Origin of the sequence: Methanobacterium subterraneum (genome assembly GCF_002813695.1) — an archaeon.
Classification (GTDB): Archaea; Methanobacteriota; Methanobacteria; order Methanobacteriales; family Methanobacteriaceae; genus Methanobacterium; species Methanobacterium subterraneum.
The window spans coordinates 1012501-1028715 of sequence record NZ_CP017768.1 but is presented as its reverse complement, the minus strand read 5'-3'; the positions used below and the strand labels follow the sequence as shown (position 1 = coordinate 1028715).

Below are 16215 nucleotides of genomic sequence, written 5' to 3'. Positions count from 1 at the left end.
GCTAATTGGCGAGGAAAGAATTTAAGTATCGCGGTTACACCCTGGAAGAGCTGCAACAGATGCCACTGGATAATGTCATCCAGTTATTCCCATCAAGACAGCGCAGATCCCTCAAAAAGGGATTCCTGCCCAGGCAAAAAAAAGTAATAGAGAAGATACGAAAACTGAAAAAAGAAGGAGACAAGGGTGGACGACCAACAATAATCAGAACCCACTGTAGGGACATGATTGTACTACCAGAAATGGTGGGTATGACCTTCGGTATCTACAATGGTAAAGAATTTGTGAACGTCCAGATACAGCCTGAAATGATCGGATGTTACTTCGGTGAATTCGCCGTAACCCGACAAAGAGTACAGCACGGAGACCCTGGTATGGGTGCTACCCGTTCATCCATGTTCGTGCCCCTGAAATAAGGAGAATCAACCATGGCAAAAATGAAATACGCTTACGAAGGATCGGGAAAAGTAGCCAAGGCAGCTGGAAGATCCCTCAAGATCTCCCCCAAACATTCGGTGGAGATCTGCAGAGAACTCCGGGGCATGTACCTTGACGATGCCAAGGAATACCTGGAAGATGTCATCCAGATGAAAAGAGCTGTACCATTCAAACGACACAACAAAAAAGTAGGCCACAAAAGAGGACTGAAAGGATGGCCTACCGGCCGATACCCTAAAAAAGCCGCCGGTCACATTCTAGATGTTCTGGAAAATGCAGAGGCCAATGCCGAATACCAAGGTATGGACACCGAAAATCTTAAAATAGTCCATATATCCAGTCACAGGGGCTTCATTATCAGAGGATACATCCCAAGAGCATTCGGAAGGGCAACACCATTCAACACCCCAACCACACACATTCAGGTAGTTCTAGGGGAGGCACAGAGCGCATGATTGAAAAAGACTTTGTAACCGAGGGACTAAAGAGAACCCGAATCGACGAATATCTGGAGAAAGAACTTGACAGAGCAGGCTACGGTGGAATGGAAATCCAAGTAACACCCCTAGGTACCATGGTAGTGGTATACGCTGAAAGACCAGGAATGGTAATCGGCCGAGGCGGTAAAACAGTACGAGCCATAACCCAAAACCTCAAAAACAACTACGAACTGGAAAACCCCCAGGTAGAAGTTAAAGAAGTTGACATCCCAGAACTAAACCCCAAGATCATGGCTCACAAAATATCAGCCATGCTCCAGAGGGGAATGCACTTCCGACGAGTGGCATATTCCGCCCTCCGAAGAATCATGGGAGCTGGAGCCCAGGGAGTGGAAGTAACTATTTCCGGTAAAATCAGAGGATCCAGATCTGCCTGTGCAAAATTCACCGACGGATACATCAAAAAATGTGGAGAACCATCCATTAAATACGTGAAACAAGGATTCGCAACTGCACCACTTAAACCTGGTGTTCTGGGAATATCTGTACGTATCATGCCACCAGATGTTGTTCTACCGGATAAGGTGGATATAATCCAGCCTAAAGTGGAAGAACCAGTAACCACTGAAACTGCAGAAGCAGTTGAAGCACCTACTGAAGAAATCACCGAAGGATCTGTGGAAATCCTAGAAGAGATCACCGAAGAAGCTGCAGAAGAAGCCGCTGAAGTACCAGTGGAAGAACCTGTCAAAGAGGATCTCAAAACCAAAGCCACCGAAGCCAAAGAAGCGGTTGAGGAAAAAGCTGAAGAAGTGAAAGATAAAGCTACTGAAGCCAAAACCAAAGCCACCGAGGTTAAGAAAGCGGTTGAGGAAAAAGCTGAAGAAGTGAAAGATAAAGCTACTGAAGCCAAAACCAAAGCCACCGAGGTTAAGAAAGCTGCTGAAGAAAAAGCTGAAGAAGTGAAAGATAAAGCTTCCGAAGCTAAAGAAGCAGTAGAAGAGAAAGCTGAGGAAGTTAAGGAAAAAGCTGCTGAAGCTAAAGAAGTGGTTGAGGAAAAGGCTGAAGAAGTGAAAGAGAAAGCTGCTGAAGCTAAAGAAGTGGTTGAGGAAAAGGCTGAAGAAGTGAAAGAGAAAGCTGCTGAAGCTAAAGAAGTGGTTGAGGAAAAGGCTGAAGAAGTGAAAGAGAAAGCTGCTGAAGTCAAAGAAGCTGCTGAGGAAAAAGCCGAAGAAGTTAAGGAAAAAGCTGCTGAAGCCAAGAAAAAAGCCTCTGACAAAGTGGCTGATATCAAGGAAGAAGCTTCCGAAATCAAGGAAAAAGTGGAGAAATCCTAAAAGGATTTAATCCTTAGAAATCATCATAAATTATAAAAGGATGTATAAATATGGTTATATTAAGGAGCAAAGAGATTCGTGAAATGGGAACGGAGGAAATCCAGAAAAAACTGGAAGAACTTCAGGCAGAACATGCCAACAACATTTCCAAGAGTGCTGCCGCGGGGATTTACGAAAACCCGGGGAAGATCAGGGAACTTAAAAAAACCATTGCACGGGTCAAAACCATACTTAACGAAAAAAATAAGGAGAACTAAAATCGATGAAAGTCTGCGATGTTTGTGGTCTACCAGAGGAACTCTGCGTCTGTGAGGAAATAGCTCGAGAGATACAGAGTGTTAAAGTATTCACGGTGAGAAGAAGATTCGGGAAACTGATGACTATCGTGGAGGGAATTGATGAACACGATATTGACATTAAAGAACTCACCAAGGAACTGAAAAACAAATGTGCCTGCGGGGGAACGGCCAAAAAAGGCCAAATCGAACTGCAAGGAGACCATAAAAGGAGAGTCAAAGAAGTTCTAGCCGGAATGGGCTTTTCTTCAGATGACATCCAGGTTCGTTAGATTAAGGTTAACTAACTGCAAATTACATGAGATCGAATACTCCAGATAACCTGGAATAATCAATCATGTTTTTTTAAGTAAGTTAGCACCGGTTTTAAGTTCATACTTAAAGAGGCTTTCCCAATCATCGGTTTAAAACCGAATTAGGACAAGTCTTCTGGGAGATTAATATCCAATGGCCCCCACTGGATCTATATTTAGCTCCAATGGGTTCTGTTGGGATTACTCACTTGAGAGATAACATTCACCATCTACCACGCACACTATGATAACCATAACTCCCCAAAACCTAATAAGACATGAACTGGTGGGGCTGGAAGTGGAAATCACCCACAGTATGCACGGAGATTTAAAGGGAATTAAAGGACGAGTGGTGAACGAAACCAAAAACACCCTCACCATTGAAGATGGCGAAGGAAAAGAAAAAATCATACCCAAAGGGAGTGCAACCTTTAAATTCACACTTCCCGATGGTGTTACAATAGAAATCGAAGGGAAGATCATTGTTTCTCGCCCTGAAGATAGAATAAAAAAGAGATTTAGGAAATATTGGTGATAATATGGTTGGTATTGAAGTTACCGAACCCAAAGAAAAATGCGATGATCCTAACTGTCCCTTCCACGGGACCCTGCCAGTGCGGGGTCAGATCCTGGAAGGAATAGTCACTAGTGACAAAGCAGAAAGGACAATTACCGTTGAAAGGAGTTTTTACAAGTTCATACGAAAATATGAGCGATACGAAAAGCGAAAATCAAAAATAAACGCCCATAAACCAGACTGTATCCAAGTAAATATTGGCGATGCAGTGAAAATTGCGGAGTGCAGACCCCTTTCCAAGACCAAGCACTTCGTGGTGGTGGAGGTTAAAGGGGATAAAAAATGAAAGCCATCACATCAAACGTCAGTAAATCACTACCCATAGGCGCCCGCCTGCAATGCGTAGATAACACTGGAGCCCGTGAAGTGGAAATAATATCAGTCAAAGGATACAAAGGTGTTCGAAGAAGACTGGCTACCGCTGGTGTGGGTGACATGGTTGTTATTTCCGTTAAAAAAGGATCAGTGGACATGCGCCGGGAAGTTACCACTGCAGTGGTCGTAAGACAGAAAAAAGAATTCCGCAGGGCCGATGGACTTAGAGTAAAATTCGAAGACAATGCAGCAGTTATTGTCAGCCCCGAAGGAGTCCTGAAAGGTTCTGAAATCAGAGGACCAGTAGCCAAGGAAGCTGCGGACCGATGGCCATCAGTGGGAAGTGCTGCCAGCATTATCGTGTAGGTGATTAAATGTCCAAACAACCAAGAAAACAGAGAAAATTCCGTTACCAGGCACCATTACACATCCGTCACAAACTGATGAGTGTCAATCTCAGCCCAGAACTACGGGAAGAGTACGGACGACGTTCATTACCAGTACGGAAAGGAGACACTGTAAAAGTTCTCCGAGGTGACTTCAAAGGTGACGAAGGTAAAGTGGAAGGTGTTGACCTTAAACACTACCGACTCCTAGTGGAAGGCCTCAGTGTGCAGAAACCCGACGGAAATCAAGTTTACCATCCAATACATCCATCCAACCTTCAAATTATAGAAATGGATCTGGATGATGATGAAAGAAATGAAATATTAGAGAGGAAGGGATAAAATGGCCAAAATGGGATCAAGAAAACATTTAAAAAGGTTTAAATCACCTGAACACTGGCCCATCCACCCTAAAGAGTTTACGTGGACGGTGAAACCCAGTCCAGGACCACACTCCATAGAAGGATCATTACCACTCCTAGTCATAGTTCGTGACATACTCCAAATAGCAGATAATGCCCGTGAAGCCAGAATCATCATCAACAATGGTGAAATCCTGGTGGACGGACGCATCCGTAAGGACTACAAATTCCCAGTTGGATTCATGGATGTAATCCAGTTACCAAAAAGTGGAAAAGCCTACCGGGTGCTTCCTGACGAACGGGGAAGACTGATGCTCCACCCTATTGAAGAGGGAAATACCGAGTTCAAATTATGCCGTATAGAGGATAAAGTCACCATCAAAGGAGGTAAAACACAGTTAAACCTCCACGACGGTAGGAACTACCTGACTGATGACGAGTACAAGACTGGTGACGTACTAATTCTTAATGTGCCTGATCAAGAAATTAAAGACACCATCAAATTTGAAGATGGAACTATTGGTATCATCACTGGTGGTAAGCACATTGGTGAGATTGGAACAGTTAAAGAGATTAACGTCACTCGCAGTTCCATGCCCAACACCGTACTCATTGAAACTGATGGAACAACATTCCAGACACTTCAGGAATATATTTTTGTCCTGGGAAAAGATAAACCAGTGATTTCACTACCTGGAGGAGAATAGAATGAACCCCATGCAGCAGGTACGCATAGCCAAAGCCACTGTCAACATTGGTGTGGGAGAAGCCGGTGAAAGACTGGCAAGAGCAGAAAAACTGCTTCAGAATATCACCAGCCAGAAACCAGTGCGAACTATTTCCAAGGTAACCAACCCCGAATTCGGAATCCGAAAGGGACAACCAATAGCCTGCAAAGTAACCCTGCGTGGTGAAAAGGCTAATGAGGCTGTGAAACTCATTCTCTCTGGAATTGACTACAAAATCAAACCACGACAGTTTGACAGCCAGGGAAACTTATCCTTTGGAATAAGGGAACATATTGATATTCCTGGAATGCGCTACGATCCGGATATTGGAATATTCGGCATGAACGTTAACATAACCTTCGAAAAACCTGGATACAGGATAAAAAGAAGGAAAGTACAGCGAAAGCACATTCCTCATAAACACCAGGTCACTGAAGATGAGACCATGGAGTACATGAAGGAAAATTTCCAGATTCAATTAGAATCTGATAAAGATGAATAGGTGATAATTTTGCCAAGAAAATACGGAAAGGCATCCAGGAAATGTAGAAGGTGCGGAGACCACTCTGCTTTAGTTAGAAGATATGGCCTCATGCTCTGCAGGCAATGTTTCCGGGAACTCGCCCCTAAAATAGGATTTAAGAAGTATAATTAGAGGTGACAAGATGACACTTATGGATCCTCTGGCCAACGCCCTGACCAACATGCGGAATAACGAGATACAGGGAAACAACAAATGTACAGTATCTCCCGCATCCAAGATGATCGGGCAAGTCCTGAGGACGATGCAAAAAGAAGGTTACATTGGTGAATTTGAATACGTGGACGATGATAAGGCCGGTATGTTCACCGTGGAACTAGAGGGAAATATAAACAAGTGCGGTGTGATAAAGCCCAGGCACGCCGTGAAAAAAGATGAATTCGAAAAATTCGAAAAACGATACCTACCATCAAAGAACTTCGGAATAATGATAGTAACAACACCCGAAGGGATAATGACCCACCAAGAAGCCAAAGAACGTGGTATCGGTGGTAGATTATTGGTATACGTTTATTAAGGTGATAAAAATGGCTTTAGCAGTGGTTTTAAGGGAAGAAGTCCCCGTCCCAGAAGGCGTGGAAATCACCATTAACCAAGAAGTAACAGTTAAAGGACCCAAAGGAGAACTTTCACGAAAGTTTAATCAGGGTAACGTCACCATCAAACAGGAAGATAGTATGGTGGTCCTGGAAACTCGTTTCCCCAAAAAGAAGGATAAGGCTATGCTGGGCACCATCAGGTCTCACATCAGCAATATGATCCAAGGATTAACCGAAGGATTCACCTACCGGATGAAGATTGTTTACGCTCACTTTCCAATGGCTGTGAAAGCTTCCAAGGACAAAGTAACCATTGAAAACTTCCTGGGAGAAAGACATCCTCGTACCGCTAAAATAGTTGGCAGTGTACAGGTTAAGGTTCAAGGTGATGAAGTGATCGTTACCGGTATAAACAAGGAAGACGTGGGTCAGACAATGGCCAACCTTGAACAGGCTACAAAAATCAAGGGAAGAGACCCCAGGGTGTTCCAGGATGGAATATACCTGGTGGCTAAGGAGTGATCCTCATGAGGAAACCAAAATTCAGGAGACAGGAATGGCACAGGTACAAAAAACTGGGCGAAAACTGGAGGAAAGCCAGAGGTAAACTCAGTAAAGCAAGAAGGTACCAAGCCCGAAAACCTGCAATACCTACCATTGGTTACTGCTCACCTAGAGCTACTAAAGGACTACATCCATCCGGATACCAGGATATTCTGGTGTGCAACATAAAAGATCTGGAAAATCTGGATCCTGCAACCCAGGCTGGAAGAATCAGTTCAACCATTGGACTTAGGAAAAGGGAAGTTATGCTCCAGAAAGCTAAGGAGCTGGGAATTAAAATCTTAAATTAAATTAATTCCTTATTTAATTATCTTTAATCCTAAAGTGGTATAAATATCCTAAAATCATTCCCCTGGACTTGAATCTGGAAGGAATGGTTTATCATTAGGAAATCAAGGGACCATCACCAGTAATTGTTTGATGGCAATATGAAAAAAATATGAATGAAAAAACGGATGCAAGGGAAGTATCAGCATCCCTGGTTCGAAAATTGACTCAATTTAGAACCTGAAAGAAGTTTTGATCGACCTTTTTCTAAAAGGTCGACATGGAGGTTTCTTTATGAATCTTACTACTCAGAAGAGACTAGCTGCAGACCTACTTAAAGTAGGTGTGAACAGGGTGTGGATAGACCCTAACAACCTGGAAGAGGTTTCACGGGCAATTACCCGGGAAGGAGTTAATAAACTCATCCAGGACGGGTACATCAAAGCACGACCCAAAAAGGGTATCAGCAGTTACCGATCAAAAAAGATAGCGGAACAGAAGAAGAAAGGAAGAAGAAAAGGTAGAGGAAGTATAAAAGGAGCTAAAGGGGCTAGAACCCCTAAGAAGAAAGCCTGGATGACTACCATCAGGGCACTCCGAAAAGACCTCAAGGACATGAGGGATGAACGTGAAATCAACCGGACCACCTACCGTAAGCTATATCGAATGGCTAAAGGTGGAGCATTCCGTAGTAAATCCTACATGAAAACCTACGCCAGGGACCACGACCTTTTAAGATAATGGGGGAACGACAATGGCAAAAGGATCAAGATATAAAGTAGCATTTAAACGTAGAAGAGAAGGAAAAACCGACTACGGTGCAAGATTAAAACTAATCGGATTAGACAAACATCGTCTGGTAGTTCGAGTCACTGGCAATCACACCATAGCTCAAATAGTAGATGTGCAGATGGAGGGTGATGAAACCCTGGTATCAGCCCATTCCCAGGAACTTAAAAACATGGGATGGTTAGCCAGTGGTAAAAACACCTCTGCCGCCTACCTCACAGGATACCTTTGTGGTAAGAAAGCCATCAAAGAAGGTATTGAGGGAGCAGTCCTGGACATGGGACTGGCAACATCCATCAAGGGATCAAGAATTTACGCAGTTCTTAAAGGAGCAATAGATGCTGGTCTCGATGTACCTCACAAAGATGTTATCCTTCCTTCTGAAGACAGAATCACAGGAGAACACATAGCCCAGTACGCCCAATCATTAGAGAAGGCGGAAATGGAGAAAAAGTTCTCCCAGTACATCCAGCGGGGATTAAAACCCATGGAATTACCTGATCACTTTCAAAGTATCAAGGAAAAGATCGAAAAAGAGGTATCATAATGAATGATTATAACACCGAAGAATGGGAGCCCAAAACCAACTTGGGTCGCATGGTGAAGGAGGGCCAGATCACATCCATTGATGAGATCTTCGATCGTGGCCTGCCTATCATGGAACTGGAAATTGTGGATGCACTACTCCCAGATCTCGAAGAAGAGGTCATGGATGTTAACCTGGTGCAGAGAATGCACAAATCCGGGCGAAAAGTGAACTTCCGGGTTATTGTAGCCGTGGGAAACAAGAACGGTTACGTGGGATTAGGGCAGGGCAAAGCCAAAGAGGTTGGCCCAGCCATACGAAAAGCAGTGGATAACGCAAAATACAATGTCATCAAGGTCCGCCGAGGATGCGGAGACTGGGGTTGTGTTTGTGGACGAGAACACACCGTACCTTTCAAAGTGGAAGGTAAAATTGGCAGTGTCCGGGTAACTCTCATACCTGCACCAGGAGGTGTGGGTCTGGCCATAGGAAACGTTGGTAAAACCATCCTTGGACTGGCTGGAATTGACGATGTATGGTCCATGACCAGAGGACAAACCCAGACCACCATCAACTTCGCAGGTGCTGTGTTCGATGCACTTAAAAAGTTAAGCATGGTGAAAGCCCCAGCCAAAGACCTAAAAAAACTGGGCGTCTGTGTGGAGTAAGGTGATATCATGTTTATAGCATTAAGAGTCAGGGGACGAACTGGAATCAAGGGTGACATAGCTGACACCCTGGAAATGCTCAGTCTTACCCGAATAAATCACGCTGTCATCCTCCCTGAAAACCCCAGTTACCTGGGCATGCTCCGGAAAGGAAAGGACTATATAACCTGGGGTGAAATAGACCAGGAAACCCTAACCCAAGTCATAGAGAAAAGAGGAAGATTCCCGGGAAGGGAAAGGTTCACTCCTGAAGCACTCAGTGGAGACTACTCTTCAGCTGAGGAATTGGCCGAAGCCATACTCAAGGAAGAAACCACTCTGGAAGAAGTTGGTATGAAACCAGTCTTCCGATTACACCCCCACGAAAAGGTTACAATCACATTCGAAAAAGCTTTAGAGAAGGAGGAACATTGGGTTACCGTGGAGAGGAAATCTCTCAGCTCATACAGAAAATGATCTAACCCCCCGGGTTGATCATGGGTATAGAGTTTACACTAAAACCCATAATTTCCTTTAATAAAATCACAATTCAAGGTGTAACATTATGATAAGAAGAACCCGCAAAATAAGGAAACTGCGTGGCTCCCGAACTATTGGGGGCGGTTGCTCTAAGAAACGAAGAGGAGCCGGTCACCGTGGTGGAAGAGGAAAAGCCGGAGGCCATAAACATATGTGGACCTGGGTTGTTAAATTCGACCCGGACAGGTATGGTAAGCACGGTTTCAAAAGACCACAAAAGACCATAAACAAGTTCAAAACAGTGAACCTGGATTATCTGGATGATAATGCTGAAAAACTGGTTGAACAGGAATTAGCCCAGAAGGAAGGAGACACCATCATTATCGATGTCACTCAATTAGGCTACGATAAAGTACTGGGCAAAGGAAAACTAACCAAATCTCTTACAATCAAAGCTAACCACTTCTCTGCAAGTGCAGTTGCCAAGATTGAAGAAAATGGGGGAGAAGCAGTAAGTCTCCAGTAGAATAACTGTATAACTGGAAGTTCCTATAAGGAGTGAAAACATTGTTGAAGGAAGCTCTTCTGCCGATTTTCTCATATTTACCCCAGGTAAAATCACCAAGTTACCGGGTCCCCTTTAAAGAAAAATTAAAGTGGACTGGGGTAATCCTGATACTGTACTTTATACTCAGTCAGATACCATTATTCGGCCTCAGTCCCACTGCTGTGGACCAATTCTCCCAGTTAAGGGCGGTAATGGCCGGTAGTTTTGGTTCTATAATTACCCTGGGTATCGGACCCATAGTATCAGCATCCATCATACTCCAACTCCTGGTTGGAGGTAAGATCCTCAATCTGGATCTCTCACAACATGATGACAAGGCTTTCTTCCAGGGAACCCAGAAACTCCTGGCAGTGATATTCACCCTCTTCGAGGGTGGAGTTCTGGTCCTCACTGGTTCACTTTCAGCATCAACCCCATCACTGGTATGGGTCATGATCCTGCAGATCACCATTGGTGGAATACTGATCATCTTCCTGGATGAAGTAATATCCAAATGGGGATTTGGAAGTGGAGTAGGACTGTTTATTGTTGCCGGTGTATCATCCCAGATAGTCACTGGATCTTTAAATCCATTATCTTCACCAACATCACCGGGAGTACCATCCGGTGCCATACCCCAATTCCTGTACCTACTCACCACCAGCCAACCCGACTTCAGTCTACTGATACCCATCATCGCATTGGTAGCAGTGTTCCTGGTGGTAGTTTATGCAGAAAGTATGCGGGTGGAAATACCATTGTCCTTTGGAGGGGTAAAGGGAGCAAGGGGTAAATACCCATTAAAGTTCATCTATGCCAGTAATATGCCGGTTATACTAACCAGCGCATTACTCTTAAACGTGCAGCTATTCGCTGCCTTATTCCAGAAGTTAGGATTCCCAATTCTGGGAACAGTATCCAATGGCAGAGCCATAAGTGGAGTGGCCTACTATTTAACCACCCCCTATGGGCTTTCCAGTTTACTAACCAATCCATTGCAGGTTGCAATTTATGGTGTGGTATTCATTGCATCATGTGTGTTATTCGCCTGGTTATGGGTTGAATTAAGTAATATAGGGCCCAAAGCAGTGGCCAAACAATTACATGGAATGGGAATGCAAATTCCCGGATTCAGGAGCAGCCGTACCCAGTTTGAGAGACTGCTGAAAAAATACATCCCAGCAATCACCGTTCTGGGAGGTGCCTTTGTAGGTCTCCTGGCCTTCGGCGCAGACCTTACCGGAGCATTGGGAGGGGGTACCGGTGTTCTCTTGACTGTGGGTATTGTGTATAAACTCTATGAAGAAATAGCTCAGGAGCAACTCATGGACATGCACCCCATGCTCAGGAAGTTCTTAGGTGATTAAATGAAAGTTGTTGTAGTTGCAGGAATACCCGGATCAGGAAGCACCACTGTGCTTCAACACGCACTTAAAGAAACCGACTACGTCCACGTGAACTACGGGGATGTTATGCTGGAAATAGCTCAGGAAATGAAGTTGGTGGAAGACCGGGATTCCATGCGTAAACTCCCCCCTGAAACCCAGAAGAAAGTTCAAAAAAAAGCAGCTGGAACCATAAGAGCCCGGGCTGAGAAAGCCAACACCATTGTGGACACCCACTGTACCATTAAAACCCCATCTGGATTCTTACCCGGCCTACCCCAATGGGTCCTGGAGGAACTGGAACCCGACATGTTCATTCTCATCGAAGCTGATGGGGATGAAATACTCATGCGTCGGGTGAGTGACACCACCCGGATCAGGGACATGGAAAGATTGCAGGAGATAAACCTGCACCAGGAAATGAACCGGGCCACAGCCATGGCCTATGCCGTATACACTGGGGCCACTGTCAAGATCATTGAAAATCATAATGACCTTTTGGAGAAGTCAGTTGAAGAAATGAAACAAACCTTAATAAGATAAGAGCAGTTATAGATAGTGTTTTATAAGGGGAGAATCATTTATTGATAAGAAATTTTTCCAGACATACAAAGGGATTAAGAATTTTTAAGATATATAAAAAAAATAGATAGGAACATTTTGGGATTATAGAACCCATTGTGGGTATAAGAGGAAGAAAAAATGGCATTTGAATTTATAACTCAACCAATATTCAATGTACTGGACTTTGTGTTCATGCCTTTGGTCAATACCTTTGGCCCAATGATCGGGGTGTTCATAATATCCACCATTGTGGCCTTTTTCATAACCCTGGCCAACAAACTACTGGTGGACCAGGACCGGTTGCAGTTTGTGCAGAAGGAAATGAAAGTTTTCCAGCAGGAGATGATGGCAGCCCAGAAATCAGGGGATCCTAAAGAAATGGCCCGAGCGCAGAAAAAACAGTCTGAATTCATGGACTTACAGAAGGAAATGATGACCAACTCCTTCAAACCCATGATCGTGACCATGTTACCCATCCTCCTCATATTCTGGTGGATGGCTGCTGAACCAGCAATTGGTAAACTGGTAGTGGAATTACCATCATTTGTATTCTACGTTCTACTGGTGCCACTGTTCCACATGTTCTATCACCAGTCACCTGGAGTTCCCTATATGGCCATTGAATGGCTGGGATGGTACATTCTCTGCTCATTTGCCATGTCCATGTTATTCCGAAAATTCATGGGACTTAAAAGTGGGGGAATATAAACCCCACCTAGTCTGTGTTAAATTCAGAGAGGAAAATTTTACTAAATTTAATATAAGGAGATAATAAAATGCCAGCGTTAAGATACAGATCACGAACCTACAAAAGAACCTTCCGTAGGACCCCTGGAGGCAAAACCGTCCTCCACTACAAAAAGAAAAAACCTAAAAAGCACCACTGTGCTGAATGCGGTAAACTCTTACACGGGGTTCCACGAGGAAGACCTTACCAAATAAGAAAACTCGCCAAATCCAAAAAACGACCTAACCGACCATACGGCGGAAACCTGTGCACCGAGTGCACACGCCGATTGTTCAAGGAACAGGCCCGTTCATTAGGCGCACCCCAAGAGACTGAATCTCAAGAGATTGAGGAATAGATCTCAAATGATCATAACCATCGGTGGACCTGCAGGCAGTGGAACCAGCACAACCTCCCGCATACTATCTGAAAAAACAGGAATCCCCTACATTTCAGCAGGGGACATATTCCGGCAGATGGCTGCAGAGAGGGGTATGGACATACTCAAGTTCAGTAAATTCGCCGAAGGAAACATAGAAATTGACCAGGAAATAGACCAGAGACAGGCTAAAATAGCCGCAGAAAGTGAAGATCTCATAGTGGAAGGCCGCCTGTCAGCCTACTTTGTGGACGCTGATTTGAAGGTATGGTGCAACGCCCCCCTGGATGTCCGCTCAGAGCGGATCAGTAAGCGGGAGAGTAAATCCATCACCCTGGCACGTGAAGAGATAATAACCAGAGAGCGGAGTGAAGCCCAACGGTACCTGGAAATACACCAAATAGACATTAACAACATGGATGTCTATGACGTTGTAATTAACACTCATGCCTTTAAGGCTGATAGCGTCGCTCAAATCATAGTAAAAGTAACTGAGGTGATCAAATGCCAGCAATAGAAGTTGGAAGAATTTGTATGAAAATCTCCGGAAGAGAAGCCGGTGAAAAATGTGTAATAGTCGAGATCATAGATGATAAATTTGTGGAAGTAATAGGAAACACAGTTAAAAACCGCAGATGCAACATCAAACACCTGGAACCATTGGAACAGGTAATTGAAATCAAGACTGAAGACCCTGAAGAAATCAAAAAAGAATTCGAAGCCGCAATTGCTTAAATGCAAGCCGTCTGAATACACACAAACTAAAAAGGTTAATCCAACATGGCAGAACTCCTTCAAAAAGCCTACGGGGAAACAGATCCCCAATACGGCTCTCCGCCGGAAGAAAGGCCTATTGAGGAGCATCTGTCCAGGGGCATAATTAACCTGGATAAATCCTCCGGCCCAACATCCCATGAAATCGATGCATGGGTTAAACGGATCCTCCAGTGTGACAAAACCGGTCACGGTGGAACTCTGGATCCCAGGGTCACCGGAGTACTGCCCATTGGAATTGACAATGCAACCCGGGCCATACAACTACTCCTGGAGGCACCCAAAGAATACGTATGCCTCATGCGCATCCACGAAGATGTGGGGAAAGAGCGTGTGGTGAATATTCTGGAAGAGTTCACCGGGAAAATATTCCAAACACCCCCATTGCGTTCTGCAGTGAAAAGGGAACTCAGGGTGCGGAGCGTATACTACGTGAACATCCTGGAGATAGATGGTCAGGATGCACTATTCCGTATTGGTTGTGAAGCCGGTACCTACATCCGTAAGTACTGTCACGATATTGGTGAAGCATTAGGATGCGGAGCCCACATGGCAGAACTCCGCCGAACACGTGTCGGAGACTTCCAGGAGGATGAAACACTTAAAACCCTCCAGGACGTCACTGATGCCTACCATTACTGGAAGGAAGATGATGACGAGGCACCCCTCCGGGAGTGTGTGCTCCCCATGGAACAGGCCGCCAGCCACCTTAAACAAGTGGTAGTACGGGATTCAGCAGTGGATGCACTGTGCCACGGTGCGGATCTGGCAGCCGGCGGAATACTCCAGTTAAGTGAAGGTATTAAGAGGAAAGAAACCCTGACAGTCCTAACCCTTAAGGGTGAACTGGTGGCAGCTGGTGAGGCACTGGCCACCACCAATGAAATTGACCAGGCCGAGAAGGGCATCATGGTAAATATAAAAAAGGTTTTTATGGAACCAGGAACATACCCAATGATGTGGAAGTAAAAATAAATTTTTACTCTTTCCTGACTTTTACCTAAAACCATATAAATGGGTTTTTAATATACCATATAAAACCAGTAGAATATCTGTTCTCACATCAGATAATTGGATATTTTTATCCTAGAGAAAAAAATCAGCAAAGACTTTATATTACATAAAGAGTAGAATATAATCTTATGCCGGGATAGTCTAGCCTGGTAAGGCGCAAGACTGGAAATCTTGTGGAGCTTTGCTCCGCCTGGGTTCAAATCCCAGTCCCGGCGTTTCATCAAAACATATTTTTAAAGTTAGATGGAATAATTGAATCTTAATTATTATTAAGCTCAATTAAAGGGAATTCAAGTAAAGTTTCAGCCAACCCCAACCGGTTGGGACTGATGATCCGCATGAACTCCCCAGACCAAAATAATAGATAATATATGTATATGGAGGAAATTTTAAATGGAAGACGATTTCAAACATATGGTCCGGATCGCCCGTAAAGACGTGAACGGGAACAAGACCATAATAAACGCCCTGACTGATATAAAGGGAATAGGTAAGGCATTATCCGGTGCCATCTGCACCACCATGGATTTTGATCCTAACCAGAAAGTAGGATACTTACCAGACAAGGAAGTACTACGCCTGGAAGAAGCTGTTAAAGATCCTCAAAACAGCACTATACCTAGATGGATGCTCAACCGTCGTAACGACTATGAAACTGGAGAAACCACCCACCTCATAGAATCTGATCTGGTGATGCGCCTACGGGACGACCTCAACCGGATGAAGAAAACCCGAAGTTACAAGGGACGAAGACACGAAGTGGGACTACCAGTAAGGGGTCAGAGAACCAAATCCACATTCCGTAAGGGAAGCTCCGTTGGAGTTAGAAGGAGAAGAAGAGGATAATCACGGGAGACGATTAACATGGGACATCCAAGAAAGGCAAGGAAAAAGTACGATACCCCTTCACACCCCTGGAATGCAGACCGCATAAAACAGGAAAATAAATTAGTTCAAAAATACGGCCTGAAAAACAAGAAAGAAGTTTGGAAAGCCGAAACCATGGTTAAAAGGTACAGGAGAGATGCCAGGGAACTGCTGGGTATAACCAGTGAACACAACTCCCAGGAAAGAGATCAACTACTGGGCCACCTGATAAAATTAGGAATACTGCCAGAGAATGCTAAACTGGAAGCTGTTCTGGACCTTACTGTAGAAGATGTACTACGCCGCAGATTACAGACTGTAGTACACCGTAAAGGACTGGCCTACACTGCCAAAGAAGCACGAGTATTCGTGGTTCACGGGCACATAGCCATGAACAACAAAAAGATTGACTCCCCCAGCTACCTGGTTAAAAGGG

Annotated in this window: 27 protein-coding genes, 1 tRNA gene and 2 pseudogenes (1 of these 30 only partly in view); all 30 read left to right on the top strand. The window is 44.4% G+C overall.

The features are described 5' to 3' along the window. Positions 1–5 precede the first annotated feature (5 nt). Positions 6–416, top strand: a complete 411-nt coding sequence (gene rpsS / locus BK009_RS04910) for a 30S ribosomal protein S19 (RefSeq protein WP_100906029.1) — start codon at positions 6–8, stop codon at positions 414–416. 12 nt (positions 417–428) lie between these two features. Next, positions 429–893: a 50S ribosomal protein L22 gene (locus BK009_RS04905; protein ID WP_100906030.1), complete on the top strand. Its 465-nt coding sequence runs from the start codon at positions 429–431 to the stop codon at positions 891–893. Beyond that, a pseudogene (locus tag BK009_RS12630) lies at positions 890–1621 on the top strand (30S ribosomal protein S3); the annotation flags it as partial. The gene BK009_RS04905 and the pseudogene BK009_RS12630, both read left to right, overlap by 4 nt. A gap of 641 nt (positions 1622–2262) precedes the next feature. Beyond that, positions 2263–2469 carry a 50S ribosomal protein L29 gene (gene rpmC, locus BK009_RS04895; protein WP_100906031.1) on the top strand — a complete coding sequence of 69 codons (207 nt, stop codon included), beginning with the start codon at positions 2263–2265 and terminating at the stop codon, positions 2467–2469. A 5-nt stretch (positions 2470–2474) separates the two neighbouring features. Next, positions 2475–2780, top strand: coding sequence for a stress response translation initiation inhibitor YciH (yciH, locus tag BK009_RS04890; protein WP_008514880.1), 306 nt, complete (start codon positions 2475–2477; stop codon positions 2778–2780). 265 nt (positions 2781–3045) lie between these two features. Further along, positions 3046–3336 carry a ribonuclease P protein component 1 gene (gene rnp1, locus BK009_RS04885; RefSeq protein WP_100906032.1) on the top strand — a complete coding sequence of 97 codons (291 nt, stop codon included), beginning with the start codon at positions 3046–3048 and terminating at the stop codon, positions 3334–3336. A gap of 4 nt (positions 3337–3340) precedes the next feature. Beyond that, complete coding sequence (locus BK009_RS04880; RefSeq protein WP_100906033.1) at positions 3341–3664, top strand: 30S ribosomal protein S17; 324 nt, start codon at positions 3341–3343, stop codon at positions 3662–3664. Beyond that, positions 3661–4059 (top strand): 50S ribosomal protein L14, encoded by a 399-nt coding sequence (locus tag BK009_RS04875; RefSeq protein ID WP_100906034.1) that lies wholly within the window; start codon positions 3661–3663, stop codon positions 4057–4059. Before BK009_RS04880 ends, BK009_RS04875 begins: the two co-directional genes overlap by 4 nt. An 8-nt stretch (positions 4060–4067) precedes the next feature. Then, positions 4068–4421 (top strand): 50S ribosomal protein L24, encoded by a 354-nt coding sequence (gene rplX, locus BK009_RS04870; RefSeq protein WP_100906035.1) that lies wholly within the window; start codon positions 4068–4070, stop codon positions 4419–4421. Position 4422: 1 nt separating this feature from the next. Next, a complete protein-coding gene (locus BK009_RS04865) occupies positions 4423–5148 on the top strand; it encodes a 30S ribosomal protein S4e (protein WP_100906796.1) in 726 nt (241 codons plus the stop codon). A 1-nt stretch (position 5149) separates the two neighbouring features. Then, entirely contained in the window at positions 5150–5671 is a 522-nt protein-coding gene (locus BK009_RS04860; RefSeq protein WP_100906037.1) for a 50S ribosomal protein L5, read from the top strand. Then, entirely contained in the window at positions 5672–5824 is a 153-nt protein-coding gene (locus BK009_RS04855; RefSeq protein WP_172636146.1) for a 30S ribosomal protein S14, read from the top strand. A gap of 10 nt (positions 5825–5834) precedes the next feature. Continuing rightward, positions 5835–6227 (top strand): 30S ribosomal protein S8, encoded by a 393-nt coding sequence (locus BK009_RS04850; protein WP_100906038.1) that lies wholly within the window; start codon positions 5835–5837, stop codon positions 6225–6227. 10 nt (positions 6228–6237) lie between these two features. After that, entirely contained in the window at positions 6238–6771 is a 534-nt protein-coding gene (locus BK009_RS04845) for a 50S ribosomal protein L6 (RefSeq protein ID WP_100906795.1), read from the top strand. Between the two features lie 5 nt (positions 6772–6776). After that, positions 6777–7103 (top strand): 50S ribosomal protein L32e, encoded by a 327-nt coding sequence (locus tag BK009_RS04840; protein WP_100906752.1) that lies wholly within the window; start codon positions 6777–6779, stop codon positions 7101–7103. A gap of 271 nt (positions 7104–7374) precedes the next feature. Further along, the gene (locus BK009_RS04835; RefSeq protein ID WP_100906040.1) at positions 7375–7821 is read left to right on the top strand and encodes a 50S ribosomal protein L19e; all 447 of its coding nucleotides are present in this window, start codon (positions 7375–7377) and stop codon (positions 7819–7821) included. A 13-nt stretch (positions 7822–7834) separates the two neighbouring features. Beyond that, positions 7835–8416 carry a 50S ribosomal protein L18 gene (locus BK009_RS04830; RefSeq protein WP_100909166.1) on the top strand — a complete coding sequence of 194 codons (582 nt, stop codon included), beginning with the start codon at positions 7835–7837 and terminating at the stop codon, positions 8414–8416. Further along, complete coding sequence (rpsE, locus tag BK009_RS04825) at positions 8416–9063, top strand: 30S ribosomal protein S5 (RefSeq protein ID WP_100906042.1); 648 nt, start codon at positions 8416–8418, stop codon at positions 9061–9063. The genes BK009_RS04830 and rpsE overlap by 1 nt, the downstream gene beginning before the upstream one ends. Before the next feature lie 9 nt (positions 9064–9072). Beyond that, positions 9073–9524, top strand: a pseudogene (locus BK009_RS04820) (50S ribosomal protein L30). A gap of 83 nt (positions 9525–9607) precedes the next feature. After that, positions 9608–10048 (top strand): uL15 family ribosomal protein, encoded by a 441-nt coding sequence (locus BK009_RS04815; protein ID WP_100906044.1) that lies wholly within the window; start codon positions 9608–9610, stop codon positions 10046–10048. A gap of 41 nt (positions 10049–10089) precedes the next feature. After that, entirely contained in the window at positions 10090–11436 is a 1347-nt protein-coding gene (gene secY, locus BK009_RS04810) for a preprotein translocase subunit SecY (RefSeq protein WP_100906045.1), read from the top strand. After that, positions 11437–11997: an adenylate kinase gene (locus BK009_RS04805; protein WP_100906046.1), complete on the top strand. Its 561-nt coding sequence runs from the start codon at positions 11437–11439 to the stop codon at positions 11995–11997. Between the two features lie 159 nt (positions 11998–12156). Beyond that, complete coding sequence (locus tag BK009_RS04800) at positions 12157–12726, top strand: DUF106 domain-containing protein (protein WP_100906047.1); 570 nt, start codon at positions 12157–12159, stop codon at positions 12724–12726. 68 nt (positions 12727–12794) lie between these two features. Then, positions 12795–13103 carry a 50S ribosomal protein L34e gene (locus BK009_RS04795; RefSeq protein ID WP_100906048.1) on the top strand — a complete coding sequence of 103 codons (309 nt, stop codon included), beginning with the start codon at positions 12795–12797 and terminating at the stop codon, positions 13101–13103. Positions 13104–13110: 7 nt separating this feature from the next. Next, entirely contained in the window at positions 13111–13641 is a 531-nt protein-coding gene (cmk, locus tag BK009_RS04790) for a (d)CMP kinase (RefSeq protein WP_100906049.1), read from the top strand. Continuing rightward, positions 13629–13859, top strand: a complete 231-nt coding sequence (locus BK009_RS04785; protein WP_100906050.1) for a 50S ribosomal protein L14e — start codon at positions 13629–13631, stop codon at positions 13857–13859. The genes cmk and BK009_RS04785 overlap by 13 nt, the downstream gene beginning before the upstream one ends. 45 nt (positions 13860–13904) lie before the next feature. After that, complete coding sequence (locus tag BK009_RS04780) at positions 13905–14867, top strand: RNA-guided pseudouridylation complex pseudouridine synthase subunit Cbf5 (RefSeq protein WP_100906794.1); 963 nt, start codon at positions 13905–13907, stop codon at positions 14865–14867. A 175-nt stretch (positions 14868–15042) separates the two neighbouring features. Then, positions 15043–15127 (top strand) — tRNA-Ser (locus BK009_RS04775). A gap of 178 nt (positions 15128–15305) precedes the next feature. Further along, positions 15306–15758: a 30S ribosomal protein S13 gene (locus tag BK009_RS04770; RefSeq protein ID WP_100906052.1), complete on the top strand. Its 453-nt coding sequence runs from the start codon at positions 15306–15308 to the stop codon at positions 15756–15758. A gap of 18 nt (positions 15759–15776) precedes the next feature. Continuing rightward, positions 15777–16215 carry the 5' portion of a 30S ribosomal protein S4 gene (locus tag BK009_RS04765; protein WP_100906053.1) on the top strand. Its footprint extends 143 nt past the window's final position, so only the first 439 of its 582 coding nucleotides appear in the window; its start codon is at positions 15777–15779; its stop codon lies off the right edge, out of view.